26 protein-coding genes and 4 tRNA genes are annotated in these 23674 nt (G+C 67.8%); 11 read left to right on the forward strand and 19 right to left on the reverse strand.

Translation table 11 applies throughout. The features are described from left to right. The 3 genes from hemQ (at position 1) to ACJ512_RS10295 (ending at position 2407) form a co-directional block, all read left to right on the forward strand. Positions 1-696 carry a hydrogen peroxide-dependent heme synthase gene (gene hemQ / locus ACJ512_RS10285; protein ID WP_407686987.1) on the forward strand — a complete coding sequence of 232 codons (696 nt, stop codon included), beginning with the start codon at positions 1-3 and terminating at the stop codon, positions 694-696. Then, positions 693-1445 (forward strand): class I SAM-dependent methyltransferase, encoded by a 753-nt coding sequence (locus ACJ512_RS10290; protein WP_407686986.1) that lies wholly within the window; start codon positions 693-695, stop codon positions 1443-1445. The genes hemQ and ACJ512_RS10290 overlap by 4 nt, the downstream gene beginning before the upstream one ends. A 113-nt stretch (positions 1446-1558) precedes the next feature. Further along, entirely contained in the window at positions 1559-2407 is an 849-nt protein-coding gene (locus ACJ512_RS10295; protein WP_407686985.1) for an endonuclease domain-containing protein, read from the forward strand. A 63-nt stretch (positions 2408-2470) separates the two neighbouring features. On the opposite strand, the gene msrB is transcribed toward ACJ512_RS10295, so the two are convergent. The 7 genes from msrB to ACJ512_RS10330 form a co-directional block, all read right to left on the reverse strand. Beyond that, positions 2471-2881 carry a peptide-methionine (R)-S-oxide reductase MsrB gene (gene msrB, locus ACJ512_RS10300; RefSeq protein ID WP_407686984.1) on the reverse strand — a complete coding sequence of 137 codons (411 nt, stop codon included), beginning with the start codon at positions 2879-2881 and terminating at the stop codon, positions 2471-2473. Beyond that, positions 2878-4182: an arabinofuranan 3-O-arabinosyltransferase gene (aftC, locus tag ACJ512_RS10305; RefSeq protein ID WP_407686983.1), complete on the reverse strand. Its 1305-nt coding sequence runs from the start codon at positions 4180-4182 to the stop codon at positions 2878-2880. The genes msrB and aftC overlap by 4 nt, the downstream gene beginning before the upstream one ends. 28 nt (positions 4183-4210) lie before the next feature. After that, on the reverse strand, positions 4211-5770 hold the full coding sequence (locus ACJ512_RS10310) for an alpha/beta fold hydrolase (RefSeq protein WP_407686982.1): 1560 nt from the start codon (positions 5768-5770) through the stop codon (positions 4211-4213). 14 nt (positions 5771-5784) lie between these two features. Then, complete coding sequence (locus tag ACJ512_RS10315) at positions 5785-6555, reverse strand: pyrimidine reductase family protein (protein WP_407686981.1); 771 nt, start codon at positions 6553-6555, stop codon at positions 5785-5787. Between the two features lie 61 nt (positions 6556-6616). Continuing rightward, the gene (locus tag ACJ512_RS10320; protein WP_407686980.1) at positions 6617-7159 is read right to left on the reverse strand and encodes a GNAT family N-acetyltransferase; all 543 of its coding nucleotides are present in this window, start codon (positions 7157-7159) and stop codon (positions 6617-6619) included. Then, a complete protein-coding gene (locus ACJ512_RS10325; protein ID WP_407686979.1) occupies positions 7147-7677 on the reverse strand; it encodes a hypothetical protein in 531 nt (176 codons plus the stop codon). Before ACJ512_RS10325 ends, ACJ512_RS10320 begins: the two co-directional genes overlap by 13 nt. Before the next feature lie 54 nt (positions 7678-7731). After that, positions 7732-8493, reverse strand: coding sequence for a Clp protease N-terminal domain-containing protein (locus ACJ512_RS10330; RefSeq protein ID WP_407686978.1), 762 nt, complete (start codon positions 8491-8493; stop codon positions 7732-7734). Positions 8494-8574: 81 nt separating this feature from the next. On the opposite strand from ACJ512_RS10330, the gene ACJ512_RS10335 reads away from it, so the two are divergent. The 3 genes from ACJ512_RS10335 (at position 8575) to ACJ512_RS10345 (ending at position 11015) form a co-directional block, all read left to right on the forward strand. Further along, positions 8575-8901, forward strand: a complete 327-nt coding sequence (locus ACJ512_RS10335) for a DUF732 domain-containing protein (RefSeq protein ID WP_407686977.1) — start codon at positions 8575-8577, stop codon at positions 8899-8901. Positions 8902-9028: 127 nt separating this feature from the next. Continuing rightward, positions 9029-10555, forward strand: coding sequence for an alanine/glycine:cation symporter family protein (locus ACJ512_RS10340; protein WP_407686976.1), 1527 nt, complete (start codon positions 9029-9031; stop codon positions 10553-10555). A 91-nt stretch (positions 10556-10646) separates the two neighbouring features. After that, the gene (locus tag ACJ512_RS10345) at positions 10647-11015 is read left to right on the forward strand and encodes a DUF732 domain-containing protein (protein ID WP_407686975.1); all 369 of its coding nucleotides are present in this window, start codon (positions 10647-10649) and stop codon (positions 11013-11015) included. Between the two features lie 19 nt (positions 11016-11034). Here the strand turns inward: ACJ512_RS10345 and ACJ512_RS10350 are convergent, their stop codons facing one another. Next, positions 11035-12018 carry a methyltransferase gene (locus ACJ512_RS10350; protein WP_407686974.1) on the reverse strand — a complete coding sequence of 328 codons (984 nt, stop codon included), beginning with the start codon at positions 12016-12018 and terminating at the stop codon, positions 11035-11037. 153 nt (positions 12019-12171) lie between these two features. On the opposite strand from ACJ512_RS10350, the gene ACJ512_RS10355 reads away from it, so the two are divergent. Then, positions 12172-13128, forward strand: coding sequence for an alpha/beta fold hydrolase (locus ACJ512_RS10355; protein WP_407686973.1), 957 nt, complete (start codon positions 12172-12174; stop codon positions 13126-13128). A 56-nt stretch (positions 13129-13184) separates the two neighbouring features. On the opposite strand, the gene ACJ512_RS10360 is transcribed toward ACJ512_RS10355, so the two are convergent. From ACJ512_RS10360 to ACJ512_RS10370, 3 genes are all read right to left on the reverse strand, one after another. Further along, positions 13185-13922, reverse strand: a complete 738-nt coding sequence (locus tag ACJ512_RS10360) for a hypothetical protein (RefSeq protein WP_407686972.1) — start codon at positions 13920-13922, stop codon at positions 13185-13187. 156 nt (positions 13923-14078) lie between these two features. After that, positions 14079-14624 carry a hypothetical protein gene (locus ACJ512_RS10365; protein WP_407686971.1) on the reverse strand — a complete coding sequence of 182 codons (546 nt, stop codon included), beginning with the start codon at positions 14622-14624 and terminating at the stop codon, positions 14079-14081. Positions 14625-14632: 8 nt separating this feature from the next. Next, a complete protein-coding gene (locus ACJ512_RS10370) occupies positions 14633-16477 on the reverse strand; it encodes a putative alpha/beta hydrolase (protein WP_407686970.1) in 1845 nt (614 codons plus the stop codon). Positions 16478-16695: 218 nt separating this feature from the next. Between ACJ512_RS10370 and ACJ512_RS10375 the strand changes: the two genes are divergently transcribed. Beyond that, a complete protein-coding gene (locus ACJ512_RS10375; RefSeq protein WP_461480045.1) occupies positions 16696-17004 on the forward strand; it encodes a helix-turn-helix transcriptional regulator in 309 nt (102 codons plus the stop codon). Further along, a complete protein-coding gene (locus ACJ512_RS10380) occupies positions 16985-17521 on the forward strand; it encodes a HipA N-terminal domain-containing protein (RefSeq protein ID WP_461480046.1) in 537 nt (178 codons plus the stop codon). The genes ACJ512_RS10375 and ACJ512_RS10380 overlap by 20 nt, the downstream gene beginning before the upstream one ends. Here ACJ512_RS10380 and ACJ512_RS10385 read toward each other — a convergent pair. Further along, positions 17508-18943, reverse strand: a protein-coding gene (locus ACJ512_RS10385) for an IS3 family transposase (RefSeq protein ID WP_407689799.1) whose coding sequence is annotated in 2 segments (ribosomal slippage) — positions 17508-18583 and positions 18583-18943 — 1437 coding nt in all. Because the reading frame shifts where the segments join, the coding sequence is not laid out codon by codon here. The genes ACJ512_RS10380 and ACJ512_RS10385 overlap by 14 nt on opposite strands. Before the next feature lie 175 nt (positions 18944-19118). Here ACJ512_RS10385 and ACJ512_RS10390 point away from each other — a divergent pair. Next, positions 19119-19835: a HipA domain-containing protein gene (locus tag ACJ512_RS10390; RefSeq protein WP_461480111.1), complete on the forward strand. Its 717-nt coding sequence runs from the start codon at positions 19119-19121 to the stop codon at positions 19833-19835. Between the two features lie 576 nt (positions 19836-20411). On the opposite strand, the gene ACJ512_RS10395 is transcribed toward ACJ512_RS10390, so the two are convergent. From ACJ512_RS10395 to ACJ512_RS10425, 7 genes are all read right to left on the reverse strand, one after another. After that, complete coding sequence (locus tag ACJ512_RS10395) at positions 20412-20513, reverse strand: DUF732 domain-containing protein (protein WP_461480112.1); 102 nt, start codon at positions 20511-20513, stop codon at positions 20412-20414. A gap of 394 nt (positions 20514-20907) precedes the next feature. Continuing rightward, positions 20908-21054, reverse strand: coding sequence for a hypothetical protein (locus ACJ512_RS10400; protein ID WP_461480047.1), 147 nt, complete (start codon positions 21052-21054; stop codon positions 20908-20910). Between the two features lie 227 nt (positions 21055-21281). After that, on the reverse strand, positions 21282-21863 hold the full coding sequence (locus tag ACJ512_RS10405; RefSeq protein WP_407689831.1) for a helix-turn-helix domain-containing protein: 582 nt from the start codon (positions 21861-21863) through the stop codon (positions 21282-21284). Between the two features lie 581 nt (positions 21864-22444). After that, entirely contained in the window at positions 22445-22855 is a 411-nt protein-coding gene (locus tag ACJ512_RS10410) for a hypothetical protein (RefSeq protein WP_407688991.1), read from the reverse strand. 107 nt (positions 22856-22962) lie between these two features. Further along, positions 22963-23037: transfer RNA gene (locus tag ACJ512_RS10415), tRNA-Val, on the reverse strand. 17 nt (positions 23038-23054) lie between these two features. Next, positions 23055-23125 (reverse strand) — tRNA-Cys (locus tag ACJ512_RS10420). 29 nt (positions 23126-23154) lie between these two features. Next, positions 23155-23227, reverse strand: a tRNA-Gly gene (locus tag ACJ512_RS10425). A 179-nt stretch (positions 23228-23406) separates the two neighbouring features. On the opposite strand from ACJ512_RS10425, the gene ACJ512_RS10430 reads away from it, so the two are divergent. After that, positions 23407-23478, forward strand: a tRNA-Val gene (locus ACJ512_RS10430). Positions 23479-23674 lie beyond the last annotated feature (196 nt).

Below are 23674 nucleotides of genomic sequence, written 5' to 3' on the forward strand. Positions count from 1 at the left end.
ATGGCCAAGCTCGATTACGACGCGCTGAATGCGACGGTGCGCTACCTGATGTTCTCGGTGTTCTCCGTGCGCCCGGGCGCGCTCGGCGAACAGCGTGACGCCGTCGTCGACGACGCGGCGACCTTCTTGAAGCTGCAGGAGGAGCGCGGCGTCGTGGTGCGCGGCCTCTACGACGTGGCCGGCCTGCGGGCCGACGCCGACTTCATGATCTGGACCCACGCCGAGACCGTCGAGGCGCTGCAGGCGACCTACGCCGACTTCCGGCGCACCACCACGCTCGGCCGGGCCTGCACGCCGGTGTGGAGCAGCGTGGCGCTGCACCGCCCGGCCGAGTTCAACAAGAGCCACATCCCGGCGTTTCTGGCCGGCGAGGAGCCCGGCGCCTACATCTGCGTGTATCCGTTCGTGCGGTCCTACGAGTGGTACCTGCTGCCCGACGAGGAGCGCCGCCGCATGCTCTCCGAGCACGGCATGGCCGCCCGGGAGTACAAGGACGTCCGCGCCAACACCGTTCCGGCGTTCGCGCTCGGGGACTACGAGTGGATCCTTGCGTTCGAGGCCCCCGAGCTGCACCGCATCGTCGACCTGATGCGCGAGCTGCGCGCCACCGACGCCCGCCGGCACACCCGCGAGGAGACGCCGTTCTTCACCGGGCCGCGGGTGGCGGTCGAGCAGCTGGTGAACGCGCTGCCATGACGGCCCCCTTCGACCCGACAGATCCCGCCCGGTTCGAGGAGATGTACCGCGACGAGCGGCTGTCGAACGGCCTGCCGGCGGCCACGCCGTGGGACATCGGCGGGCCGCAGCCGGTGGTCCAGCGGCTCGTCGCCCTCGGCGCGGTGCGGGGCGAGGTGCTCGACCCGGGCACCGGGCCCGGCCACCACGCCATCTACTACGCCGCCCAGGGGTACGCGGCCACCGGCATCGACGGCTCGGCGACGGCGTTGGAGCGGGCCCGGGACAACGCGCGCGAGGCCGGGGTCTCGGTCGATTTCGAGCTGGCCGACGCGACCCGGCTGGACGGTTTCGAGGGCCGGTTCGACACCGTGGTGGACTGCGCTTTCTACCACACGTTCAGCACCGATCCCGAGCTGCAGAAGTCCTACGTGCGGGCGCTGCACCGGGCCACCAGGCCGGGCGCGCGGCTGTACATGTTCGAGTTCGGCGCGCACGACGTCAACGGCTTCACCATGATGCGGTCGCTGTCCGAGGACGACTTTCGTCAGGTGCTGCCGCCGGGTGGCTGGGAGATCACCTACCTGGGCCCGACGACCTACCTGGTCAACATGAGCGCCGAGACCATCGAGATGATGGCCGCGCGCAACCCCGACATGGCCGAGCAGGCCCGGAGCCTGCTGGAGCGCTTCCGGGCGATGGAGCCGTGGCTGCAGGGCGGTCGTGTGCACGCCCCGTTCTGGGAGGTGCACGCCACGCGCGTGGACTAGGCGTCGCCCCCGGCTTGTCGCGACACATAACTCGTTGCGACGACACGCCGACGCGGGTCGCAACGAGTTATGTCCCGGGGATCCTGGGGCCTCGTAATTGCGTCTGCCCGTGAGTGGACGAGGTGTTTGTCGGCAGCGACGCGGTGCGGCAGGGGCGGCTGAGCCCGTACCGATTGCGCACCGATTTCCAGGCCATCTACCCCGATGTTTACCTGCCGCATCATGCCGCGCCGTCGCTGCGTACGCGTTCCCGTGCGGCGTGGCTGTGGTCGGGCCGGCGCGGCGTCGTGGCCGGGCTCGCCGCGGCGGCGTTGCACGGCTCGAACTGGATCGACGACGACGTGCCCGTCGAGTTGATCTGGCGTAACCAGCACGCTCCGGACGGCGTGGTCACGCGCAATCAGCGCGTCCGGCCGGATGAGGTCACCCGCGTCGCCGGTTTACCGGTGACCACCCTTGCGAGGACGGCGTTCGACCTGGCCAGACAACTACGCTGGGGCGAGGCTGTGGCGCGGCTCGACGCCCTGATGCGCGCGACGCCTTTCGACGTCGAGGAGGTGTCAGCGCTGGCCACGCGGTACCGCGGTGCGCGGGGCCTGCGGCGGTTACGCGCGGCGCTTCCGCTCGTCGACCCTGGTGCCGCGTCGCCCAAGGAGACCTGGCTGCGTCTACTGCTGATCGATGCCGGGTTGCCGGCTCCGACGACCCAGATACCGGTGCATGACAACTGGCGATTGGTCGGCGTGCTCGACATGGGCTGGGAGAGATACAAAGTAGCCGCCGAGTACGACGGTGACCAGCATCGGTCCGACCGCCGGCAGTACGCCCGAGACCAGTGGCGCTCACGCAAGCTGCAGGAGCTCGGCTGGATCGTCGTCCGGGTGATCGCCGAGGACAAGCCGCAGGACGTCGTGCGGCGGGTGCGCGACGCGCTCGTCCGTCGCGGATGCTGCGAGATATAAACCGTTGCGTTGAGCATCGGCGTGTCGTCGCAACTGGTTATGTGTCGCGAGGCTGGGGCCCGGCTACGAGCCCGTCGGGACCAGTCGCAGCGAGATCGAGTTGATGCAGTAGCGCTGGTCCGTGGGCGTCGGGTAGCCCTCGCCGGTGAACACGTGCCCCAGGTGGCTGTGGCAGTTGGCGCACAGCACCTCGGTGCGGGTCATCCCCAGTGAAGTGTCCGAACGCAGGATCACCGCGTCGGAGCTCGACGGGTCGAAGAACGACGGCCAGCCGCAGTGCGACTCGAATTTCTCGGTGCTGCGGAACAATTCGGCACCGCAGGCCCGGCATTGGTAGATGCCTTCGGTGGTGGTGTCGGTGTATTCGCCCGTGAACGGCCGCTCGGTGCCGGCACGGCGAAGCACCTCGAACTCCTCACGCGTGAGTTTCTGCCGCCACTCGGCGTCGCTCAGTTGCACCTTGGGACTGGTCATGAGTCAACGGTAGCGCGGCCGGCCGGCAACCAGGCGGGGTCGATCCCCTCGGCCAATCTGTCCTCGGCCTTGGCGTCCAGGTAGCGGAAGTACAGCACGGTGAACGCCACGATCAGCAGCAGCGACCAGCCGTAGGTGATCTTCAGGTAGTGCAGAGCGCGGCCGTACCGCATCCACTTGTAGATCAGCCAGTCGTCCAGCGTCATGAAGCCGTAGATGCCCAGCCACGCCGGCCAGTTGCGGATCAGCGAGTTGGGCAGCACCACGGTCATCAGGAACGGGAGCAGCATCATCGAGTAGTAGCCCTGGGCCAGCGACAGCACCAGCCACGACCACAGCAGCAGCACGCCCGTCGAGCTCGTGAACCAGAACAGTTGGTCGCGGGTGCGGTAGTAGCGGTACAGCAGCCACAGGGCGCCGATCGCCAGCAGCGTGAACAGGATCCGCATGAACACGATCAGCCAGGTGGGCAGGCCGAAGTACACGCCGTTGCCCTCGATGGAGCTGTTGAAGTAGTCGCGGGTGCCCAGGATGTAGGGCACCGTGCGGGTGACGAAGTCCATCGGGTCGCTGACCAGCGGCCACGCCGCCGCGTTGATCACCAGAGGGATCACGAAGGCCGGCACCAGCGCGCGCCACTGCCGGTTCAGCAGCGGCAGCAACAGCAGCGGTCCGAGCAGCGGTTTGAGCGTGAGCGTCAGACCGATCGCGACACCGGCCCACCACTGCCGGCCGACCCGGCCGTCCAGCAACCAGCGCAGGAACAGGATTTCCGCCAACAGGACGCAGCCGTTGATGTTGGTGAACACCAGCGTGCTGGTCACCGTCTCGGTGGCGAACATGGCCGTCAGCAAGGCGGGCGCGGCCACCGAGGACAGCGTGAACTTGAACATCCGCAGCAGCAGGTACCAGGCGATCAGGATGGCCACGGTGTTGATCAGGATGAACAGGTAGCGCGACGGCGTGAAGGGCAGGTATCCGAACGGCGCCATCAGCAGCGTGCCGCCGGGCGGGTACAGGTAGTGCGGGTCGACGTAGTCGAAGTGCTCGTTGTAGATGTCCCAGCCGTGCCGGAAGTTCAGCACCGCCCGGTACACCGGCTTGAAGTCGTCGGTGATGTTGCCGTTGAGGGAAAGCGGGATGCTGCGGTGCAGCACCGACAGGATGGCCACCGGCCACAACGCCGACCGCACGACAGCCGCCGCGCCGGGTGCGCCGGTGCGGGGACGAAAAGCGGTCAGGATCCGGTCACCCCAGCCGGTTCGGGTCGAGTCAGCTGCCGTCACGAGCGAACCGTACACCGGGGCAACGCGGGCCGGGGCAAGGGACTCAGGCGGGACAGTAAGTGTCGGTGCCGGGCAGCTTGCCGTCGTTGAGGTAGGCGATCAGCGGCGGGATCGCGCACGCGGAATAGATGCTCGCACCGTGTCCGATGCCCTGCCACATCACCCGCTTGCTGGCCGCGTTGGCGTTGATGATGAGGGCCGCCGTCGCGGCGACGCCACCGGTGCCCACGATCGGGTCCTTCTGCACGCCGGCCAGCAACACGTCGATCTTCAGGTCTTTCGGCGGCGCCGGCGGCGAGCTCGTGGGCCAGTGCACGCATTCGACCAAGTTGAGCGCGCCGACCGTGCCGAACTGCGGGTAGAGCTTGCCCCACGCCACCACGAGTTCGCGGACCCGGTCGGGGGTGGGGCGGTTGACCGCGTCGCTGCAGGAGTTGACGAACTGGCCGTCGGTGTCCTGGGTGGCGTCGGCGTGGCTGATCAGGGTGTTCAGCGGATCGACGTCGCCGGAACGGGCACTGGCCAGCGCGTCGGCCAGGCTCGAGACGGTGTCGGTGCTCCCGCCGGACGGGTAGCCCAGGGCGACGGTGATGGCGTTGGCCACCTGCGCCACCGACGCCCCGCCGGGGCCCCGGCCGGCGCGCGCGTCGGACAGCAGCGCGCTGACGGCGCCCTTGGGGTCGGGGCTCAGCGCGCAGTTCAGCGCCGCGCACTGGGCGGCGAACGCGTCGAGCGCGGCCTGCTGGCCCTTGACCTGCTGCTCGGCGGCCGCCTCGGCGCCGGTTCCCAACGCGACCGGGGAGTCCAGGATCAGCCGGGCGACCTTGCCCGGCCGCGACGAGGCGTAGGTGAGCGCCACCTGGGCGCCGTTGCCGACTCCCACGAGCGCGACCGCGGGCACGTCCCACAGGGTGCGCAGCCGCTCGATGTCGGAGGCGGCATGCACGTTGTCGTAGGCGGAGGCGCCCGGCGCGATGGCGTCGGTGCAGTTGGTGGTGGCGGTGTTGGAGATGTCGGACAGGTTGGCGACGGGGTCGTCGCCGCGCTGGAATTGTGCCTGGTTGCGCATCGCGTCCCGGTCGAAGTGGTCGCGGCAGTCGATCGGGGTCGACATCCCCATGCCGCGGCGGTCGACGGCGACGATCGGGTGGGTTTGCAGCACGCCGGCGCCCGCCCGCGCCAGCCACACCGGCAGCTGCGCCGAGGACGGCAGGTCGGAGCCGGTGGTGAACACCAGCGGACCGGCGTCGCGCGGGGTGCGATCCGACCGGGCGCGGACCGCCCCGATGGTCAGGGTTCCCGACCCGCCGTTGATCGGGTCGAGGTCGGTGTCGTAGGTGGCGCAGTCCAGCCGGACACCGGCGGGGGCGGGGACGGCCGCGTCGGTGAACACCCGCGACGTGCAGTCGCGCCAGGAGAGGTCGTTCTTGGGTGCGGCGATCGGCGGCGGCCCGCTCGGCTTCGGCTTGCTCGGGGCCGCCCCCTGCGGCCGGGCGCCGGAGTCGGTGGCGAAGCGCGGGTCGGCGGGCAGGCCCGGGACACAGCCGGCCAGCACCGTGCTCACCGCGAGCAGGGCCGCAACGGACGTGAGGGGCCGACGCATGACGACCACCCTAGCTAGGTGCGCACGTAGCGGGTGTAGAGGTAGCCGGCGTCGTCGGTCAGGACGTGGGCACAGCGCATCCGGGTCAGCAGCTGGCCCTGGCCCGTCGCGATGCGGCGCGCCTGGCCGCCGACCACGAAGGGCGCGATCGTCAGGCACAGCTCGTCGAGCAGGTCGCGCTGCATCAGCGAGCCGAGCAGCATCGGGCCGCCCTCGGTCAGGATGCGGCGCATCCCGCGGGCCGCGAGGTGGGCCAGCAGCGCGGCCTCGTCCACCGTGCCGGGATCGTCGCCGGAGCAGTCGACGACCTCGCTGACCTCCCCGAGCAGCCGGCGCGCCTCGTCGGTGGCCGCCGAGCTGGTGAGCACCAGCGGCGGCACCTCGGTCCGGGTGAACACCGTCATGTCGCGATCCAGGCGGCCCGCCTGGGTGACGATCGCCAGTTGCGGGACCTCGCTCTGGCCGCGGGCCTGCCGGCGCTGCCGCTGGCCGGCGCCCACCTGCACGCCGGAGTACCCCTCGACCCGCACGGTGCCCGCCCCGACGACGATGACGTCGGCGAGCTCGCGCAGCAGGTTGAAGACCATCCGGTCCCCGGGCCCGCCCATCGCGCCGCTGGTGCCGTCGGTGGTGGCGCCGCCGTCCACGCTGGTGATGAAATTGGCGCGCACCCACGTGCCGTCCCGCCGGGGATAGTCGTAGAGCAGGGACAGTTCGCCCTCGTCGAGCTCGCGGGCGGACCCCAGCTGGGTCAGCGGGGTGTCGATCGCCTCGGAGTCGGGCATGAGCTTGATTGCAGCACGTCGGCGGCGTTCGCGCACGCAGGGGCCGCTTCCGGACGCGGGGTCAGCGAATCTCGCGGACCATGACGTAGTCGTCCTCGCGGCGGGCGCCCACCTGAAACGTCCGGGTGCCGCTCACGCGGAAGCCGCTCTTGGTGTAAAAGCGTTGTGCGCGTTCATTTTTCTGGTTGACACCCAGCCACACGCAGCGGGCGCCCCACCGTCGTGCGGTGTCCAGCGCCCGCGCCATCAGCGCCGCCGCGGCCCCGGTGCCGTGCTGCTCGGCGAGCATGTACATCTTCGAGAGCTCGGCGGCCGGGCGGAGGTCGACGGCCCGCTGCACGTCGGCGTCGTCACCCACGCCGCGAACCAGCATGGCGTAACCGATGATCCGGTCGTCCTGGCGTGCGGCGAGCACCGCCCGGTCCGGGTCGGCCAGGTACTGCGCGAAGCGCGCGGCGGACAGGTTCGCACCGATGAACGAGGCCACGCTCTCGGGCGGCACCGACGGCGGGCACGCCAACGAAAAGGTAAGCGCGGCAACGGCGGCCAACTCGTCGACGGAATCCGCCGTTGCCGGGTGGACGGCTCGGGTCAGAGATTCCATTGCGCGAGATGGTAACCCGTCTTCTTGTCCAGCAGGACGACGGTGGAGACCGGGTCGCGGTAGGCGTCCCAGTACACCTCGCCGCGCACGATCGCACCGTTGGGTGCGTTGATGAGCACGTTGTCCAGCGCGTCGGGCGCGTCGGAGGTGCGCGGCACGTAGGCGTCGGCGTTCGGGGTCACCCCGTCGAAGGCGAAGTCGGTCGCCAGGATGAACGGGGTGGGCACCCGGACCGCGCGCACGGTCACGTCGGCGCGCTCGACGGTGCTGCCCGGGAAGCCCTTGTAGGTGCCGCTGCGGATGTAGCCGAATCCCGGCGGCGGGTCGCAAGGGCCCACGCTGCTGACGGTGACGTCGGCGATGTAGTCGCCGTTGTCCACGCGCAGGGTGTCACCGAGGTGACCGATCGGGGCGTCGCCGGCCAGGGCCCGCGGTGCGGCCCAGCCCGCCAAACCCACGCCGGTGGCGCTCGCAGCGGCGACGAGGACGGTCGACAAGACGATCAGCCAGCGGCGCATCTTGGCATGATCGCACACCCGGCGCTGCGCCGGGGAGGGGTCGGCGCGGCCGGATCAACCGTCGTGAGCTGGGCCGCCGTCGAGGTTTGCGCCGCCCGCGAGCGCGTCGAGGGCGTCGGCGAGGTCGGCCTCGACACGGTCTTTGTCGGCGCCGCAGCGGTGCAGCGGGCCGTCCCCGCCCTCGAGTTCCAGCAGCGCCAGCAGCAGGTGCTCCGTGCCGATGTAGTTGTGGCCCAGCCGCAGCGCCTCGCGGAAGGTCAGTTCGAGGGCCTTGCGGGCCGGGCCGCTGAACGGGATCAGCTCCGGTGTCGTGGCCGGTGCGGGGTCATCCGACGGTGAGGGGGTCACGGCCGCGCGCAGCGCGTCGGTGTCGACGCGCCGGCGGTGCAGCAGCATCGTGGCCAGCGCGGTGGGGTCGCCGAGCAGGCCGAGGAGCAGATGGTCGGGGGTGATCTCGGCGGCGCCCGCCTCGTGCGCGGCGTTCTGCGCGGCGACGACGGCATTGCGGGCCCGCGGCGTGAAGCGACCGAAGCCTTGCTGGGGGTCGAGTGTCGTGGCTTCGGGGCGCGGGACGAACCGCTTCTGGGCGGCCTGTTTGGTGACGCCCATGCTCTTGCCGATGTCGGTCCAGGACGCCCCGGAGCGGCGGGCCTGGTCGACGAAGTGCCCGATGAGGTGGTCGGCGATCTCGCCGAGGTGCTCGGCGGCCAGGACGGCGTCGGCGAGCTGGTCCAGCACGTCGGGGTGGACCTGTTTGATGACGGTGATCAGGTCGTCGAGGCGGACAGGGTAGGAGATCGGCGTGGCATCCGGCATGCGTCAACGGTAGGTTGACGGCAGCGGCGCTGTCAACCTACCGTTGACGCCTCGTGGTCGCTCTGAGACGATCGGGGCGGTATGAGATTGTGCGCTGCGCTGATCGGGCTTGCCGTCATGCTCGGCATGGCGGTGCCCGCGCACGCCGACGCCCCCGATGACCAATTCCTCGCGACGCTGCAGGCGGCCGGCATCACGTATTCGGATCCGGGCCGGGCGATAGCGGCCGGAAAGGCCGTCTGCAACATGGCCGGCCAGGGCACGCAGATGGCCGACATCGTCAAAAGTGTCCAGAAACTCAACCCCAAGCTGCAGGGCGACAACGCCGCGAAGTTCACCGCGATCGCGGCCAACGTCTACTGCCCGGACGCGCTGGGCAGCGGCCCCGCGCCCCCGAACGGGGGCTGACCGGTCGCGCCGGTCGTGATCGTCTTTTTACATTCGCGCTACCGGGGTTCGATCGGCGAAACGTGTTGTCAACATTCCGAATTTAAGCTTCGTCGGACGGCGCCCGGCTTTCCTCGAGGATGCGAATTTGGACGTTCTGCAGCGGCAATTGGTCGATCCACTCAGCGAAATCCTCAATACGCGCATCCTCGTCTATCTGCTCATCGGCGTCGGCATGTATTTCACGGTGCGCACCAGATTCGTCCAGATCCGTTACTTCGGCCGCATGCTGCGCCAGCTCCGCAGATCCCGTCGCGGGCACGGCGGGATCTCGTCGTTTCAGGCGTTCTGCGTCGGCTTGGCGTCGCGAGTGGGCACCGGCAACATCGCCGGGGTCGCGATCGCGCTCACCGTCGGCGGGCCCGGTGCCATTTTCTGGATGTGGGTGGTGGCCGCGGTCGGCATGGCCACCGCGGTGATCGAGGCGACCCTGGCGCAGATCTTCAAGGTCGGCTCCGAGGACGGGGCCTTCCGCGGTGGCCCCGCGTTCTACATCCAGCACGGGCTGCGCTCGAGGGCGGGCGGCGTCTTGTTCGCCATCCTGCTGGTGTGCAGCTTTGCCACCGCGTTCAACATGGTGGAGACCAATGCGATCAGCGGGGTGTTGAAATCGTCGCACGGCATCGGGACCGGCTGGACGACAGCGGGTTTGATCTTGCTCGCAGCGCCGGTGCTGTTCGGCGGGGTGCGCAGCGTCGCGAAGTTCGCGGGATTGGTGCTGCCGGTGGTGGCGCTGGTGTATGCGTTGCTGGCCCTGGCGATCGTGACCGTCAACATCGCCCAGCTGCCGGCGGTGATCGAGGAGATCGTGGGCGGGGCGTTCGGGGTCAGGCAGATGGCGGGCGGTTTTGCCGGTGGCATCGCGGTGGCCATGCTGACCGGGGTCAAGCGGGGCCTGTTCGCGTGCGAGGCCGGTCTGGGCAGTTCGCCCAACATCGCCGGCGCCGCGACCGTGGCGCATCCGGTGGAACAGGGGCTGATCCAGTCGCTCGCGGTGTTCGTCGACACCATGGTGATCTGCACGGCGACGGCCTTCATCGTGTTGATGTCGGGGCCCGGGGTCTACGATCCGGCGCACCCGGGTGCGCTCGCCGGTGCCAGCCTGACGGAGTCGGCGATCGCCGCGGGTCTCGGCTCGTGGACCACGGTGGTGATGACGTCGGTGGTGTTCGTCTTCGCGTTCGCCTCGGTGCTGAGCAACTACGTGTGCGCCGAGGCCAACCTCTTCTTCCTGGGTGGCCGGCGGCCGGCGATCAACGCGCTCAAGGGCGTGACCCTGCTGTCGATGGCGGTGGGCGCGATGTCGCAGCTGACGCTGGTGTGGGCGCTGGCCGATCTCACGATGGCGCTGATGGCCATCGTCAACCTGGTGGCGATCTGCCTGCTGGGCAGGTGGGCGTTCGCCGCGCTGCGGGATTTCCACCGGCAGTCCGCCCGGGGTGTGCGCCCGGTGTTCGTGGCCAGCGAGGCGGGACTGCCGGGGGTGCTCGCCGGCGGCGTCTGGGAGTCGCCCGAGCCACGGCCGGTCCGCGCGCTGCCCGAATCGTCGCCCGCTCGGCGGCCCTTGCCGCGCGTTCCGTGGGTTACGCGGGCTTCGCGGGCGCCTGCAGCGTAGCGGCTGGGTGGCCGGTGGCTTCGGAAAGTTCACCTACAGTTTGCCGCCGGGCATGTCGGCCCGCCGCGGCGTGCGCGAGAATTGTCGGGTTATGAAATTTCTACTTCCGCTCACTTGTGTGGCCGCTGCGATCGGCATAGCCGCACCGGCGCACGCCGACGTCAACAACGATCAGGACTTCCTGACGCAGCTGCGCGCCGCCGACATCACCTACAAGAATCCCGACCTGGCCATCAGCGCGGCCAAATCGGTGTGTTCCCTGCTCGACGACGGGTCGTCGGCCGCGGAGATCGTGACGGAGCTGCGCAACCGCAACCCGGAGTTCCAGGGTGCCGGTGCCGCGAAGTTCACCACGCTGTCGGCCGCCCACTACTGCCCGAACTACCTGACCGGCAGCGGGGGACCGAAGCCGGCGAGCGAGGCCGGCGGCCCGGCCGCCCCGGGCAAGCCCGGCAACTGACGGGCCTACGGACGCGGCGTCACGTCGCGCGGGCCTCGATGATGCTGAACCGCGACGCGGTTTCCACCACGCGGGTCATCTCGAAGCCGGCGTCCCCGAGCAGGCGGCGGTACTCCTCGACGGTGCGTTCCCGGCCGTTGTTGATCAGCAGCATCTCCATGTCGACCAATTTTGCGACGGGTGCGCTGTCGTCCTCGGGTACGACCGCCTCGACCAGCAGGAGCGTGGCGCCGGCGCCCCCGGCCGCTCGCACGTTGCGCAGGATCTGCACGCACGGGCCGTCGTCCCAGTCATGGATGATGTGCTTGAGGACGTAGGCGTCGCCGCCGGCGGGGACACCGTCGAAGAACGACCCCTCGGCAAGTCGAACCCGTTCCGCCGCACCAAGTTCCCGCAGCAGCGGCATCGCCCCGGCGACGACGTCGGGCAGGTCGTAGAGCACGCCCTGTGCCTCGGGTGCCGACTCCAGGATCGCGGCGAGCAGGCGGCCGTGACCGCCGGCGACGTCGACGACGGTGCCGTAGGGCGCAAAGTCGTAGGCCTGCACGACGGGTCCGATCGCCGCACTGGACAAGCCCGTCATCGTGTCGTTGAAGATCTGCCCGAATTCGGTGTCGTCGCCCATGTATTCGAAGAAGCTCTTGCCGCGTAGCTTCTTGACGACGGAGGTGCCGGTCTTGATCGCCTCCGTCAGCAGGCTCCAATGCTCGCGATGCTGGCGCGAGCCGACGAAGCGCGCCATGGCCGCCATCGACACCGGTGCGTCGGAACGCAACAGGTCGGCCAGCGGGGTCAGCGCGTAGCGGCCGTCGGCGCGCAGGGCGAAGATGTCCCGGCTGGTCAATGTCCGCAGCAGCCGGCGCAGCGCGTCGGGGTTGGCGCCGACCCTGCCGGCCAGTTCGTCGAGGGGGAGTGGCCCGGACGCCAACGCGTCGGCCACCCCCAGATCGGCGGCCGTGGTGATCGCCTGCGACAGCCAGGCGCCCAGGATCAGCTCGTTCATCACCTCCGGCAACGGGGGCGGCTGCGGGTCGGATGATGGTGTGTCGGAAGTCGTCACGGGTGCCCTCGGGTCGGTGGCCACTGAACTCCACGGAGTCTTTCACGGATGGCCGCGGCGGTGCCCGGCGCGTACCGTATCGGCGGGAGGTATGCGGTGAGGGCAAAGCTCGCTGCCGGTGCGGCGGCGGCCGGTGCGGTGGGTTCGGCGTGGGGGGTGGCGCGGGTGGCGGTCGCGCGCATCCAGCACAACCCGGACCCCGTTGCGCGCGAGCGGTTGCTCGCCGAGCCCCGGGGCGAGCAGGTTCGGATCACCCGCCCCGACGGGACCGTGCTGCACGCGCTGGCCGCCGGGCAGGGACCGCCCGTCGTCCTCGTCCACGGCTACGGCGCGCGCATCCTGGAGTGGAACCTGGTGTGGGAAGGATTGCAGGCCAGGGGGTTTCGCGTCATTGCATTCGACCAGCGCGGGCACGGGCATTCGGCGCTGGGCGCCGACGGTGTCGGTTCCAAATCCATGGCCGCCGACGTGGCCGCGGTGTTGCGGCACTTCGAGGTGCGCGACGGCGTGCTCGTCGGGCACTCCATGGGCGGGTTCGTCAGCATCCGGGCGGTGCTCGACCACCCCGACGTGGCGTGCCGGCTGCGCGGGCTGGTGCTGTTCGCCACCTGGGCCGGCCGCATCCTGGACGGGGCGCCGCAGAATCGGCTGCAGATCCCGCTGCTGCAGTACGGCATCCTGCAAGCGGCGCTGCGCAACCGGAGCGTCGCGGCATTGTTCGGCGCCGCGCAGTGCGGGGCGCATCCGTCGCCGGCGATGGTCTCGGTGTTCGTCGAGTTCTTCAACCGGCACCTCGACGAGCACGGGCCGCTGCTGCCGATCGTGCGGGCCTTCTCGCGCGAGGACCGCTACCCGCGGCTGGGCGAGATTCGGGTTCCGACCGCGGTCATGGTCGGCACCGCCGACAGCACCACGCCGCCAACCCATTCGCGCCGGCTCGCGGCGGGGATACCCGGCGCACGGCTGGTGCAGGTGCCCGATGCGGGACACCTGCTGAACTGGGAGGCGCCGGAAGACCTGATCGACGTCGTGGGATCGTTTGCAGCGCAATAGGTTCAGAGTAGTCGGTCGTATGACACCCGCGGTCGGACCGCGCGAGGCCGGCGCCATCACCAGATGACCACTTCGGCGTCGTCCCCGCCGTAGCACCGGGTCGAGATCATCGTCGATCCGTCGTCGAAAAATGCGGGGTATCTGCCGACACAGGTCATCTCGTAGGCCTCCCCGGTGACCGGTGAGAACGCGGTGAAGTTGTCGGACATGCCCGTGGCGTAGAAGATTCGGCGCACGTTTTCGGCGAACGCACAGCTGGTGTGTCCGCCGACGACGCCTTCGTGCCCGTCCGGGCAGATGGTGAAGACGTCGGTGCGGTCGCCGGCGGGCGGCGGCGCGGCGCCGTCGCCATGGACGGGAGGCGGTGGGGCTGCTTGCACCGTGACCGTCGGCGGGGGCGCCGGGGTGACCGTCACCGTCGACGGCGCCGGGACCGGTGCGGCCGCCGGGACCGGTGCGGCCGCCGGGACCGTAGCGGCAGGCTTCGTGGCCCGCCCGGCGGAGCTCGGCTTGGTCTTGCCGTAGATGGAGAACCCGAGCCACGTCAGGAGCCCGACAGCGAGCGCAACCGCGACGGCGGCGGCGAGGATGATGCCGGCGCGTCGTGCGGCTGCTCCCCACGAGACAGCGGTGTCGTCGTCCTCGTCGCGCGACCAGGCCAGCGCGGGCGCGCCGTCGGCGAGCGGGGGGACGATCGCCGTCTCGTCGGCGGCCGGCCCGATCGCGGTCGCAGCACTGTCGGCGGCCGCCGTGGTTGGCGGCTGCCCTTCGCCTCGGTCGTCGTCGATGCTCATGTTCGGGCTCCTGTTTGGCTCGTCACTGAATATTGGCACCGGGGTATGACAACCGTTCGGAAAATGTCCGTAACCGCAATGGAAACTGGCGCGCGCCGCGGCAGCCCGGGCGTTCGAAGGGACCGGGGGCTGCGCCGGTCCCTGGTGGTGGCAGCGTCAGGCCAACTGATCCGCCGGTATCGGCTCCGGGACCGCGTTCTGTCTGGTGGTCATGTCCCGGCATTCGCCGTAGAGGGTGATCGAGCCGCCCGCGTCTTGAACGGGGGAGTAGGGATCGAAGACGGCCGTGACGTTCTGTTTGGTCACGGCGGGGGAATGACTGTGGAAGTCGCTCGGCGCTGACCACCCGTGCTCCTTGAGCACACCGATCATCTGTTGAATCTGGGCTTGGGATGCTTCGAGAGTCGGTGCGTGGTCGTAGCTGAGCCCGACGACTCCGCGGAAGGGTGCGACGGCTTGGTCGTTGCAGGACTCACGGCTGAAATGCCCGGAGACGTCTTTGAGTCTTAGCGTTGCGACGATCTCTCGTGCGGCATTGACGACTTGCGCCTTGGACTGATCGGGAGTCATTGGGTTAGGTACCCCCTCGCTGAGATTCTTTACGGTGCTGCAGGATTGGATGGCGATGGCGAGCATGGCCGCGACGAGGGCGGCAATCACCGCACGCAGTGCTGCGGCGTCGCTTCTCTTGGGTCGGTCCATCGAGACATTCAATGGTAGTGGCCCCCTGTTGGTTCCCGGAAAGTCTCCGGGTCGACTTCGTCGGGCAGCCAGTAGCTGCCGCGGTGCGCAGCGGTCATGTGGTCGTGCTCGAGTGCGTCACCGTGCGCGGAGGCGATGTCGGCGATGCTGAACAACGATTCGCCACCGTTGGTGAAATAGGAGCTGTGATCCTTCAACGGCGACGTCAGGCCGGGGGCCTCGGCTTTGAACCGGGTCGATCCGTAGCCTTCCACGGCGGGATCGTTCCCGAGCCCGATGGTGACTCCGGTGCCCGGTAGATGTCCTTGGATGCCGCCGAGGTGGGTGATCGGGTCGGAGGAGGCGGCGCCCACGTAGACGTGACCGCCTTCGGAGAGGTGAAAGTCGGCGGCGCTGTGGGCCAGGTCCGTTCCGGGGCAGCCGACGAGGACGACGTCGTTGGCGTGCATCCCGGAACCCGCTGCGGCGTCGGCCACGGTGGTCGAACCGTAGGAGTGGCCGATCACGCTCACATGGGAGGCCCCCGCCCGGTGCGTGACGGCGAGCGCGTTGACGTCTCCGGTGAGCAGGCCGCCTCCTTGTCTGGCCAGCGTGGTTTGCCCGATCTGGGGGTCGATGGCGCTGTCGGGGGCGTGGTATCCCATCCACACCAGGACCGCGTCGGATCGGTTCGGGTCAACTCGTCGAGCTTCGTTGTAGAGATTTCGCCCCTCGGTGTGGCTCAAGTAGCCGTCGCGCACACTGCTGCCCGTCCCCGGCACCAGGACGGTGGTGTTGTCGGCCTTGTCGGGGTTGCCGATCGCGATGGCTTCGCGGCCGCGTCCGTCGAAGGCCTCGGGATCGTAGGTTTGCAGGAAGACGGGGTTCTTGCTGCCGTCGGGGTTGGTGGCGTCTGTCTTGAGGCCGTTGCGGGTCTGTAAAGCGTTGGTGTAGCGGGTGATTGCCGTGGGCGTGAGGCCGTATTGCTGCGGGTGTTGGGTGACCTGATCGACCGATACGTGCTGGCTCGAAGCGGTGCCTTCCACCCGGGCGATGTCGTCGTTCATCACGGCCTGGTTGATGTTGTCGCGTGCGTCTGTGTCAATACCGTTGAGGTTGCCCAGTTCTGGCGGGTGCTGAGCGATCAGCTGATCGCGTTGTTGCCGGCTCAGAGAGTCCCACCATCTCTTGACGTCCTCAGGATTGGTGTTCGGCGGCGGAATCTGAATCTGCTCGGGTTTCTCCTGCGCATCAACGGGGTCGAGGGCCGTGGGATCGTATCCATCGGTGCGCAGCGTGGTCAGCGACGCCTGTAGGCACTTCGAGTACCCGCTGCGTACCGACTCGATTTGGGCCACTGCCGCTTTGGTGTCGGCGATGGCATCCTCTTCGCAATTGGCGATCAACGTGTTCAGAGCGTCTCGGTCCGCCGCGCTGAGGGTGGGGTCGTGCTCGAGTTGCAGCGCTTGGCCGATCAAGTCGTCGAGCTGCACCAGCTGGGCGTCAAGCGTCGCGATCTGGCCGGCGGCGCTTTTCTGCGCCTCGGCCAGCGACGCGGCGATGCCTTCGAGATCGGCTGCGATCTTCGGCAGTTGCAGGGACTGCGCACCCAGCGATTTGGTCACCCGTTGGACTTCGGCGGAATCGTTGATCGGGTGATCGCCATTCTGGTGGTTCCAGGCGGCGTCGAAGCGGCGACGAGCCATGTCGAATGAGTGGTCGGCCTCGGCGGTGCTTCGGCCCGCAGTGTGAAATGCCGCTGCGAGATCCGAGACGTGCGCGGGGCTACCCGCCTGCAGGCTGTTGTTGATTGCCCACGGATCACCGCCGGCTTCGGCGATCAGCGCCGGGACGCTTATGAAGCGAAGCTGCATCCCACCGCCCGCAACATCCCCATGCCCTTCCCAAACCTGGCTGGCAATGCTACTCGCGTTTTGCTGGCCACCAGGGTGTTTTGTCGACGAGGGTGGCCTGGGTCTTCCTCTGCCCGAGCGGGACCTGCAGGATGCGTCTCATATCGTTAGTTCTGAGTCCAGGCCGTCACGATGGACGTGTGTGCTATATATTTCGATCATCCGAGCATCCGGCTGAAATGATCGAAATATTGATCATTTGGACATGCCAGTCGTATGATCGAAATATGTATCATCCTGTTCCGCTTGTATACGACACCATCGAACTCGGCGAACACATCCGGCGCGCGCGCCAAGACAGAGGCTTCAACCAAGATGAGCTCGCCAACCGTATCGGAGTCACTCGTATGACCATCTCCCGTCTTGAGCGGGGGGAATCTGTCAGCGTCGACATAGCGCTGCGCGCACTTTCGGAGTGCGGCATCGCGCTTGCGCTGGTGCCGAAGTTCTCCCGAGTGACGACAGTCGATGGCACGCAAAGCGCTTGACGTTTGGTTGTACGGCGTCCACGTCGCAAGGCTGAGTGAGCCACGCCGGTTTCGCCTGCGTCTGGATTTCACCGGGGAGGCGCTCGACACCTTCGGCGAGGGAAGCCGAGTCCTGTCCTTGGCGTTACCCATCTCGCGAAAACCCATCCAAGACCGTGACGGCAAGTTGCAAGTGTCGGCGTTCATCGAAGGTCTTCTGCCGGAGGGCAACCTGCGTCGTCACATCGCCACTGAGGCTCGCGTACCAACCAACGACACGATGACGCTATTAGAACGGGTAGGCGCGGAATGTGCCGGTGCTGTCCAGATCCTTCTCGACGGCGCAAAGCCCGGTGCCGGCCAGGTCCGCCGTTTGACGAAACAGGAGGTCGACAGTCTGATTACGGACCTGCCGACCTACCACCTGCCCGAGGGCGCCACACCACAGGCATCGCTCGCCGGCATTCAGGACAAAGTGCTGTTAGTAGCTCTTCGGAACATGTCAAGGCCGGTGAGACAGTTTCTTACGCGGATTTGATGAGTGCTTCGGGGGTTGGTTGGTTGATCCAGGCGACGGTGGGCAGTTTCGGTGGGGTGGGTCGGCGGTGCCGGAATCTGGCGGGGTTGGCGGCGTAGGTCGCATCCAGGGTGGCGGCGCGCTGGGCCTGGATCTGGGTTGCGGTGCCGTAGTGCACTGAGGCCGCGGTGTGTAGCGCAATGCCACTGTGACGATGTTCATGGTTGTAGTAATCGAAGAATGCGCCGCAGAAGGCGCGGGCGTCTTCGATGGAGCCGAACCGGGCCGGGAACGCCGGGCAGTACTTGAGGGTCTTGAAATTGGCCTCCGAGTAGGGATTGTCGTTGGATACATGCGGGCGGCTGTGGCTGCGGTCCACACCCAGGTCGGTCAGCAGTTGGGCGACCGGCTTGGAGGTCATCGAAGTGCCGCGATCGGCATGTAGGGCCAGTTGACCGGGCTCGATGCCGTGGCTGGCCAGCGTGTCGTCGATGAACTGCTTGGCCAACTCACCGGTCTCGGTGGCAGCGAGGGTCCAACCGACCACGTAGCGCGAGAAGATGTCGATGATCACATACAGCTGATAGAAGATACCGCGTTGCGGCCCTTGCAGTTTCGTTATGTCCCACGACCAGACCTGGTTGGGTGCGGTGGCGATCAGCTCGGGTTTCTTGCGCGCCGGGTGGGTGCGCTGACGGCGCCGCTCCCGATTCTCCCCGGCAATGGCTAAAAGCCGGTACATGGTGCGAATCGAGCACAAGTAGATGCCGTCATCGAGTAGCCGCGCCCACACCTGCGCCGGTGCCAGATCGCAGTACTCCGCCGATCGCAGCACCGTCAGGATCTGCTGGCGTTGGGCCTCGGTGAGCTTGTTGGGCGGCTCCGGCCGAGCCCGCGGCGCCGGGCGTGGTGGCGGGTTGCGGCGCCGATACAGCGTGGCCCGTGACGCGCCCAGCAACTCACACGCCCGCGTCGTCGACGTCGCCGCCTCCAGGGCGGGCAGATGCTCGCCGATCACGGCTTGCACCTCGGCTCGGAGTCCGCGCTCCCGGAGAGCATCTCCAAGAGCGCGTGTGCTTTTCCCGTGATCTCCAGGGCCAGCTTGGTGCGGCTCAGCTCGGCTTCCAGCGCCTTGGTGCGCCGCCGCAGCTTGTCCAGCTCGACCTGCTCAGCGCTGCGTTTCGGCTTGCCCCGCGACGCCAGCCCGGCACGGGCACCGGCGTCGCGGGCCTTGCGCCACTCGGCGATGTGCGAGCTATACAGGCCCTCGCGGCGCAGCAACGCACCACGCTCGGACGAACCCGCCGGCAGCGCGTCGTACTCATCGAGGATCCGGGCCTTGTACTCAGCGGTAAACGTGCGCCGCCGGGCCCGAGCACCTGGATCCGGCGCGCTGTCCACTTGATCAGTATCAGCGCACCCCTGCAGGGATGCGATCGTCATAGTCACGGAAATGGTGATCCTGTCTCGCCCTGTAGCGATAATCGGCTACTGCTGCTGTCTCACCTAACCCTGTCACACAGGGCTTCCCAACGGTGAATGGGGCTGGCCCGAAGCCGGTGCGGCCTCAACGCACATCATCAAACCCGAGCCACTCGGCGGCGCCGTAAAGCATCTCATTCAGACGGAAGACTGGGCGCTACGAGTGGCACGCGGAGCAGGCATCAATGCTGCGGAGTCGCGATTAGAGCGGTTCGGTGAACGCGAGGCCATCGTCGTGGTCCGCTATGACCGAAGCCCTGACGGCAATCGGCTGCATCAGGAGGATTTCTGTCAAGCGCTAGGTCTCGATCCTGCCGCCAAATACGAGAGCACCAGCGAAGCAACTCGCTCAGGCTCGCGGCTACGACGCGTAGCACGCGCGGCCGCACCGAGAGCGTTGGACCCTGACGGGTTTCGCTTGGCGTTGCTGCAGGCCGTCACATTTAACGTCGTCATTGGTAATGCTGACGCGCACTCAAAAAACTACTCGGTGATGATCGGCCGCGATGGGAGCGTGTCCCTGGCACCGATCTACGATGCCTCGCCGGTCATGTACCTGGATCCCGCATTCAAGGGCACAGGCCATGTGATTAACGGCAAGACGAGTATCGACCGCATCAACGTCGATGATCTGACAGCCGAAGCGGCTTCCTGGGGCATGGGGAAGCGGCGAGCACTTGCGGCGGTACAGGCATGCATGGAGCGGATATACAGCTCAGTCGAGCGTGTCGCGCTTCCACCGGGAACCGAGTCGGTCAAGCCGAACCTCGACCGACTATGGACCCAACGTTCTTGGCCGACAGCGTCTTTGAAATCCGGAGAATCCGACTCTGCCTTGGACGCCAGCCCGTAAAAGCCGCCGCGCTTCGGCGCACCGCCTCGACTTCCTTAGGCTGAGGGCGAACAACAGTGTCGTGAGCCGCATGGTCACCTACACATGCTCAGTCCAACGACGTAGACGCACGGTGCCATCGCTCAGTGGATCCACCCACACAATCACAAGCAATGTTTGCTACAAGGACGACCCCGACCGCTTCGCAGCCTCTGACACGTTGTCCAAAAAAGGGATGACGGGTAAAAATGCAGGTAAAACGTGTTTTGATACGCGAATGCAGGTTGCTGGGCAGCGCACGTTGCGCGGATGGGACACAAAAGCATGTCTAGTCGGTTTGCTGGATGGTCGGGTGGTCACCGGGTTGCTCGGAAACCCGCGCTCTCGGCGTGGTCCAGCAACGCACCAGCAAACACCAGCAAACATCGTCTCCGGTTGGCAAGGGGCGGGTTTATCGCGATTCACGAACCCTCCCGGGCGTGCCCTCCCGCCGCGAGGGGTTGAAGGTCGGGGCGTTGCATTTCCGGTTTGCGCTACCACCGAGCACATGCGGCGATGGACGGGGCCTTTTTTGCGTGCGCAGGACGCTCCAGAGACTCAGCTGAGCTTTCCTCGCTCCTGCGGGCAGTACGCGCCGATAGCGACATCTATCATCTGCGACAACTGAGGGTAGGTGACGCTCGGGTTTTGCGAGTGCATGTCCTCATAGATGTCATAGCGGGTGGACCCGTGCTCATGTCCCAAACACACCCCGCGACCCCAATGCTCTTCCAATTCCCAGTCATCGGTGCCGGTAAATCCGGGGATCGCCCGAACGCCGGCGATTGGAAGCGCTCGTCCGGTGTAGGTGCGGGGTCGTGGTGCGCCCAGAGATACCAGGCAGCGCCCCCGGCGATCACGACAGCCAGCAGCGCGGCAGCGAACAGTATCGGCGCGGCCGCGGCGAAGGACGCCCGCCAGGACGAGTCCGGGATCTGGATGGGGTCGTTGTCTTCGGACTAGGCGCGGGGCTCGGGATCGCGTCGCGCCGAGCGGGGCGCCTTGGTCGTCTTATCGGCCGACGGGTCGATTGCCGTGGGATCTGCCTCGCCGCTCATTTCACCGCACCCCCGCAGCCGCCCGGCGGTGCGGGCTGCGGAACCGGCCCGTTATCGGGGTCGACCACGCACGACATGCCCAGATCAGCTGGCTCGCTCTGGCCGGGCACCATGATCGGCAGCGAGTACGCGCCGCCAGCCATCAGCTTGTGCCAGTAGGAGCCATCTGGGTAATGCTTGTTGACCGGCGTTCAAGGTGAGCATGTTGGCGGCGTTCTCGGTGAGGATGATTAGCGCGATTTGGTGTTCACGCTGACGCTGTGATGCTCGCGGTGACGGTGTCGGCCGGCGGTGGTGTTCACGGTGCCGGCCGGGGATGGGCGAGCGGGATCGCCGGCCCGGCCGGATTGGTCCGGGCGATGTGGGCGGTTCAGGTCGGTGCGGCCAGAAGCCGGCCTTGGGTGTGCACGCCGATCAGCGTCCATAGGGGTTCGGTCAAGCCCAGCCGCTGGCGGGCCGCGCAGGCGGCGGCGGCCAGGACGATAAGCGCGTTGTGCAGCGGGTTGCTGGCGCGAGGCAGCTGGTTGAACGCGTCGGGGTCGAGCCGGATGAGGGCCTGGCTGCCGCGCTGCCATAGCCATTGCAGATGAACGCTGCGCGTGGCGCGGCGTATCCAGCGGCGCACGGTCGACGGCGAGCGGTCAAGCGCGGTGGCAATACGGCGATGTCCGTGGCCGCCGGCCTTGCCGGCCAGGGCGGCGCCAATCACTTCGGTGGTGTCGGCCAGACGTGGCTGCAGGGTGGCCGGCAGCAGAATCTGGGTGCTGGCGCAGCGGGTGCATCGTGCCCGCCTGGGGCGCACGTCGAGGGTCCGCGCGCCGAGGCTACGGACGCGCCGGCGGCGGCCGTATCCCCACCGTGTGAGGGCGCCGCCGCACCCGGGGTGCGGACAGCCGAGCTCGCCGGCGCCCAGGGCCTGCTCGGCCCACTCGACGGTGCGGACGACGATCATCGGGTGCTCGGGAGGACATGAAGCACCAAGATGGTCTACCACGATGCCAGTCGGGAAGGGGTCATCTCGTGTTGGCCGCCCCGGGCTGGAACCGTCACTGCGCCAGTCGATCCCCCGGCCACGAACATCCGGCGCCACGATGATCGCCGAAACGAACCCAGGCCACCGTAACCCCGGGAACAGGGGGCGTCGTCACCATGCCGCCGCTCAGATCCCGCCGAAGCATCCTCACCCTCAACGCCGGAACCCCACCCCCAGGTGGTCACCCTGAATGTCCGTCAACAGTAATGCTCCCCGTCGCAATACCCGCCCATGAGCACATTGCCGACGCCCCCACCCGGGCAGTAGTCGCGCAGCGGGTCGGGCATGTGTGGGTCGGGTGCGGCGTGCGCGGGCCAAGCGGAGGCCCAAGTCGCGCCCGCGGCGACAGTCACAGTGGCGAGAACCGAGACAAGTCGATTCATGATCGACCACCTTTCAGACTGGCATGCTTAGCAAACCCGCAGATGGTGGCTCGCGCAAGTGCCCGGCTGGCGTACTCGTCGGCGAGGGGTAGCGCGGCCACCGCAGGAAGCCGCTCCTCATCGCGCCGACCCGCTGATCTCGTCGGCCGCTGCGATCAACGCCTCACCGAGCGCGCGGGCCTGCTCGAGCGTGAGGGGCCAGTCGGAGTTGACGTGCAACACCCGGACCGCCCAGCCGTCAACGCGGCCGTCTCCCCATTGCGCGCCCTCGATGGTGACCTCGGCGTCGCGGTCGCGGTTGTCGAGCGCCACCGTGCGGGTGGTTCCGTCGAAGTAGCGCAGCCACTCCGGGTGCCCGCTGACCGCGGGTGACTCCCAGGGCAGCAGCCGCACCGCGCCGGCCGGCGCCGGAACATCGGGTTGGCGGTCGGGCGTGTGGGCGCCGATGCCCTTGCAGCAGGGCCGGGTTGCGGAGTCGACCGGGTACGCGATCCGGTCGGCGGATTGGTCGGGTGCTGTGGTGCTCATGGCTAGCTATCTCTCAGATAGGTTGCTAGCTTGCCGTCGACCAGTTCACATCTAGTTCACGTGCCCGGCTTCTCGTCTCAGATTGTGCCTCTGAGCATTACGAAAGCTGGTGCGCGATACTGGGATTGAACCAGTGACCTCTTCCGTGTCAGGGAAGCGCTCTCCCGCTGAGCTAATCGCGCTGGGGGTTCGAAAGCGGAGGTGGAGACGGGAATCGAACCCGTGTGCACGGCTTTGCAGGCCGTTGCCTCACCACTCGGCCACTCCACCGCTGGGAACTGATGCCACTTGCACCTTCGAGCGGATGACGGGATTCGAACCCGCGACCCTCACCTTGGCAAGGTGATGCGCTACCAACTGCGCTACATCCGCGCGCAACGGGCGAGATCGTCGCCCGGTGCGAAGGACGACGATAGTCCACAGCGGCGGGCACTTACAAGTTTCCAGGTACGCTGCGGTTCCGGGCTATCCCGGGCCGCCAGGCCGAGGATGGGCGCGCACTGGGATCCTCGGATCGTGCTAGTCTTCGACGTCGTTCGCCTCTCGGCGCCGGTCCCGTGGCTCAGTGGAAGAGCGTCCGCTTCACACGCGGAAGGTCGCTGGTTCGATCCCAGCCGGGACCACACACATCAGTACAGGTCATGGCCTTTTCCGCTGTCCGGATTTCGATCCATCACCGACCACGCTACCCTTGGCCCGACGGTTCGGAATCGGGGACCTTATGTAGTGGTCCCTGGGGCACCAGGGGGAGGTAGAGCATGAATCCATGGTTCGGACGATCCGCGGCGGAATCTCACGAACGATGGTGGGCGTGATGGC

Origin of the sequence: Mycobacterium cajalii, assembly GCF_045809005.2 — a bacterium.
Classification (GTDB): Bacteria; Actinomycetota; Actinomycetes; order Mycobacteriales; family Mycobacteriaceae; genus Mycobacterium.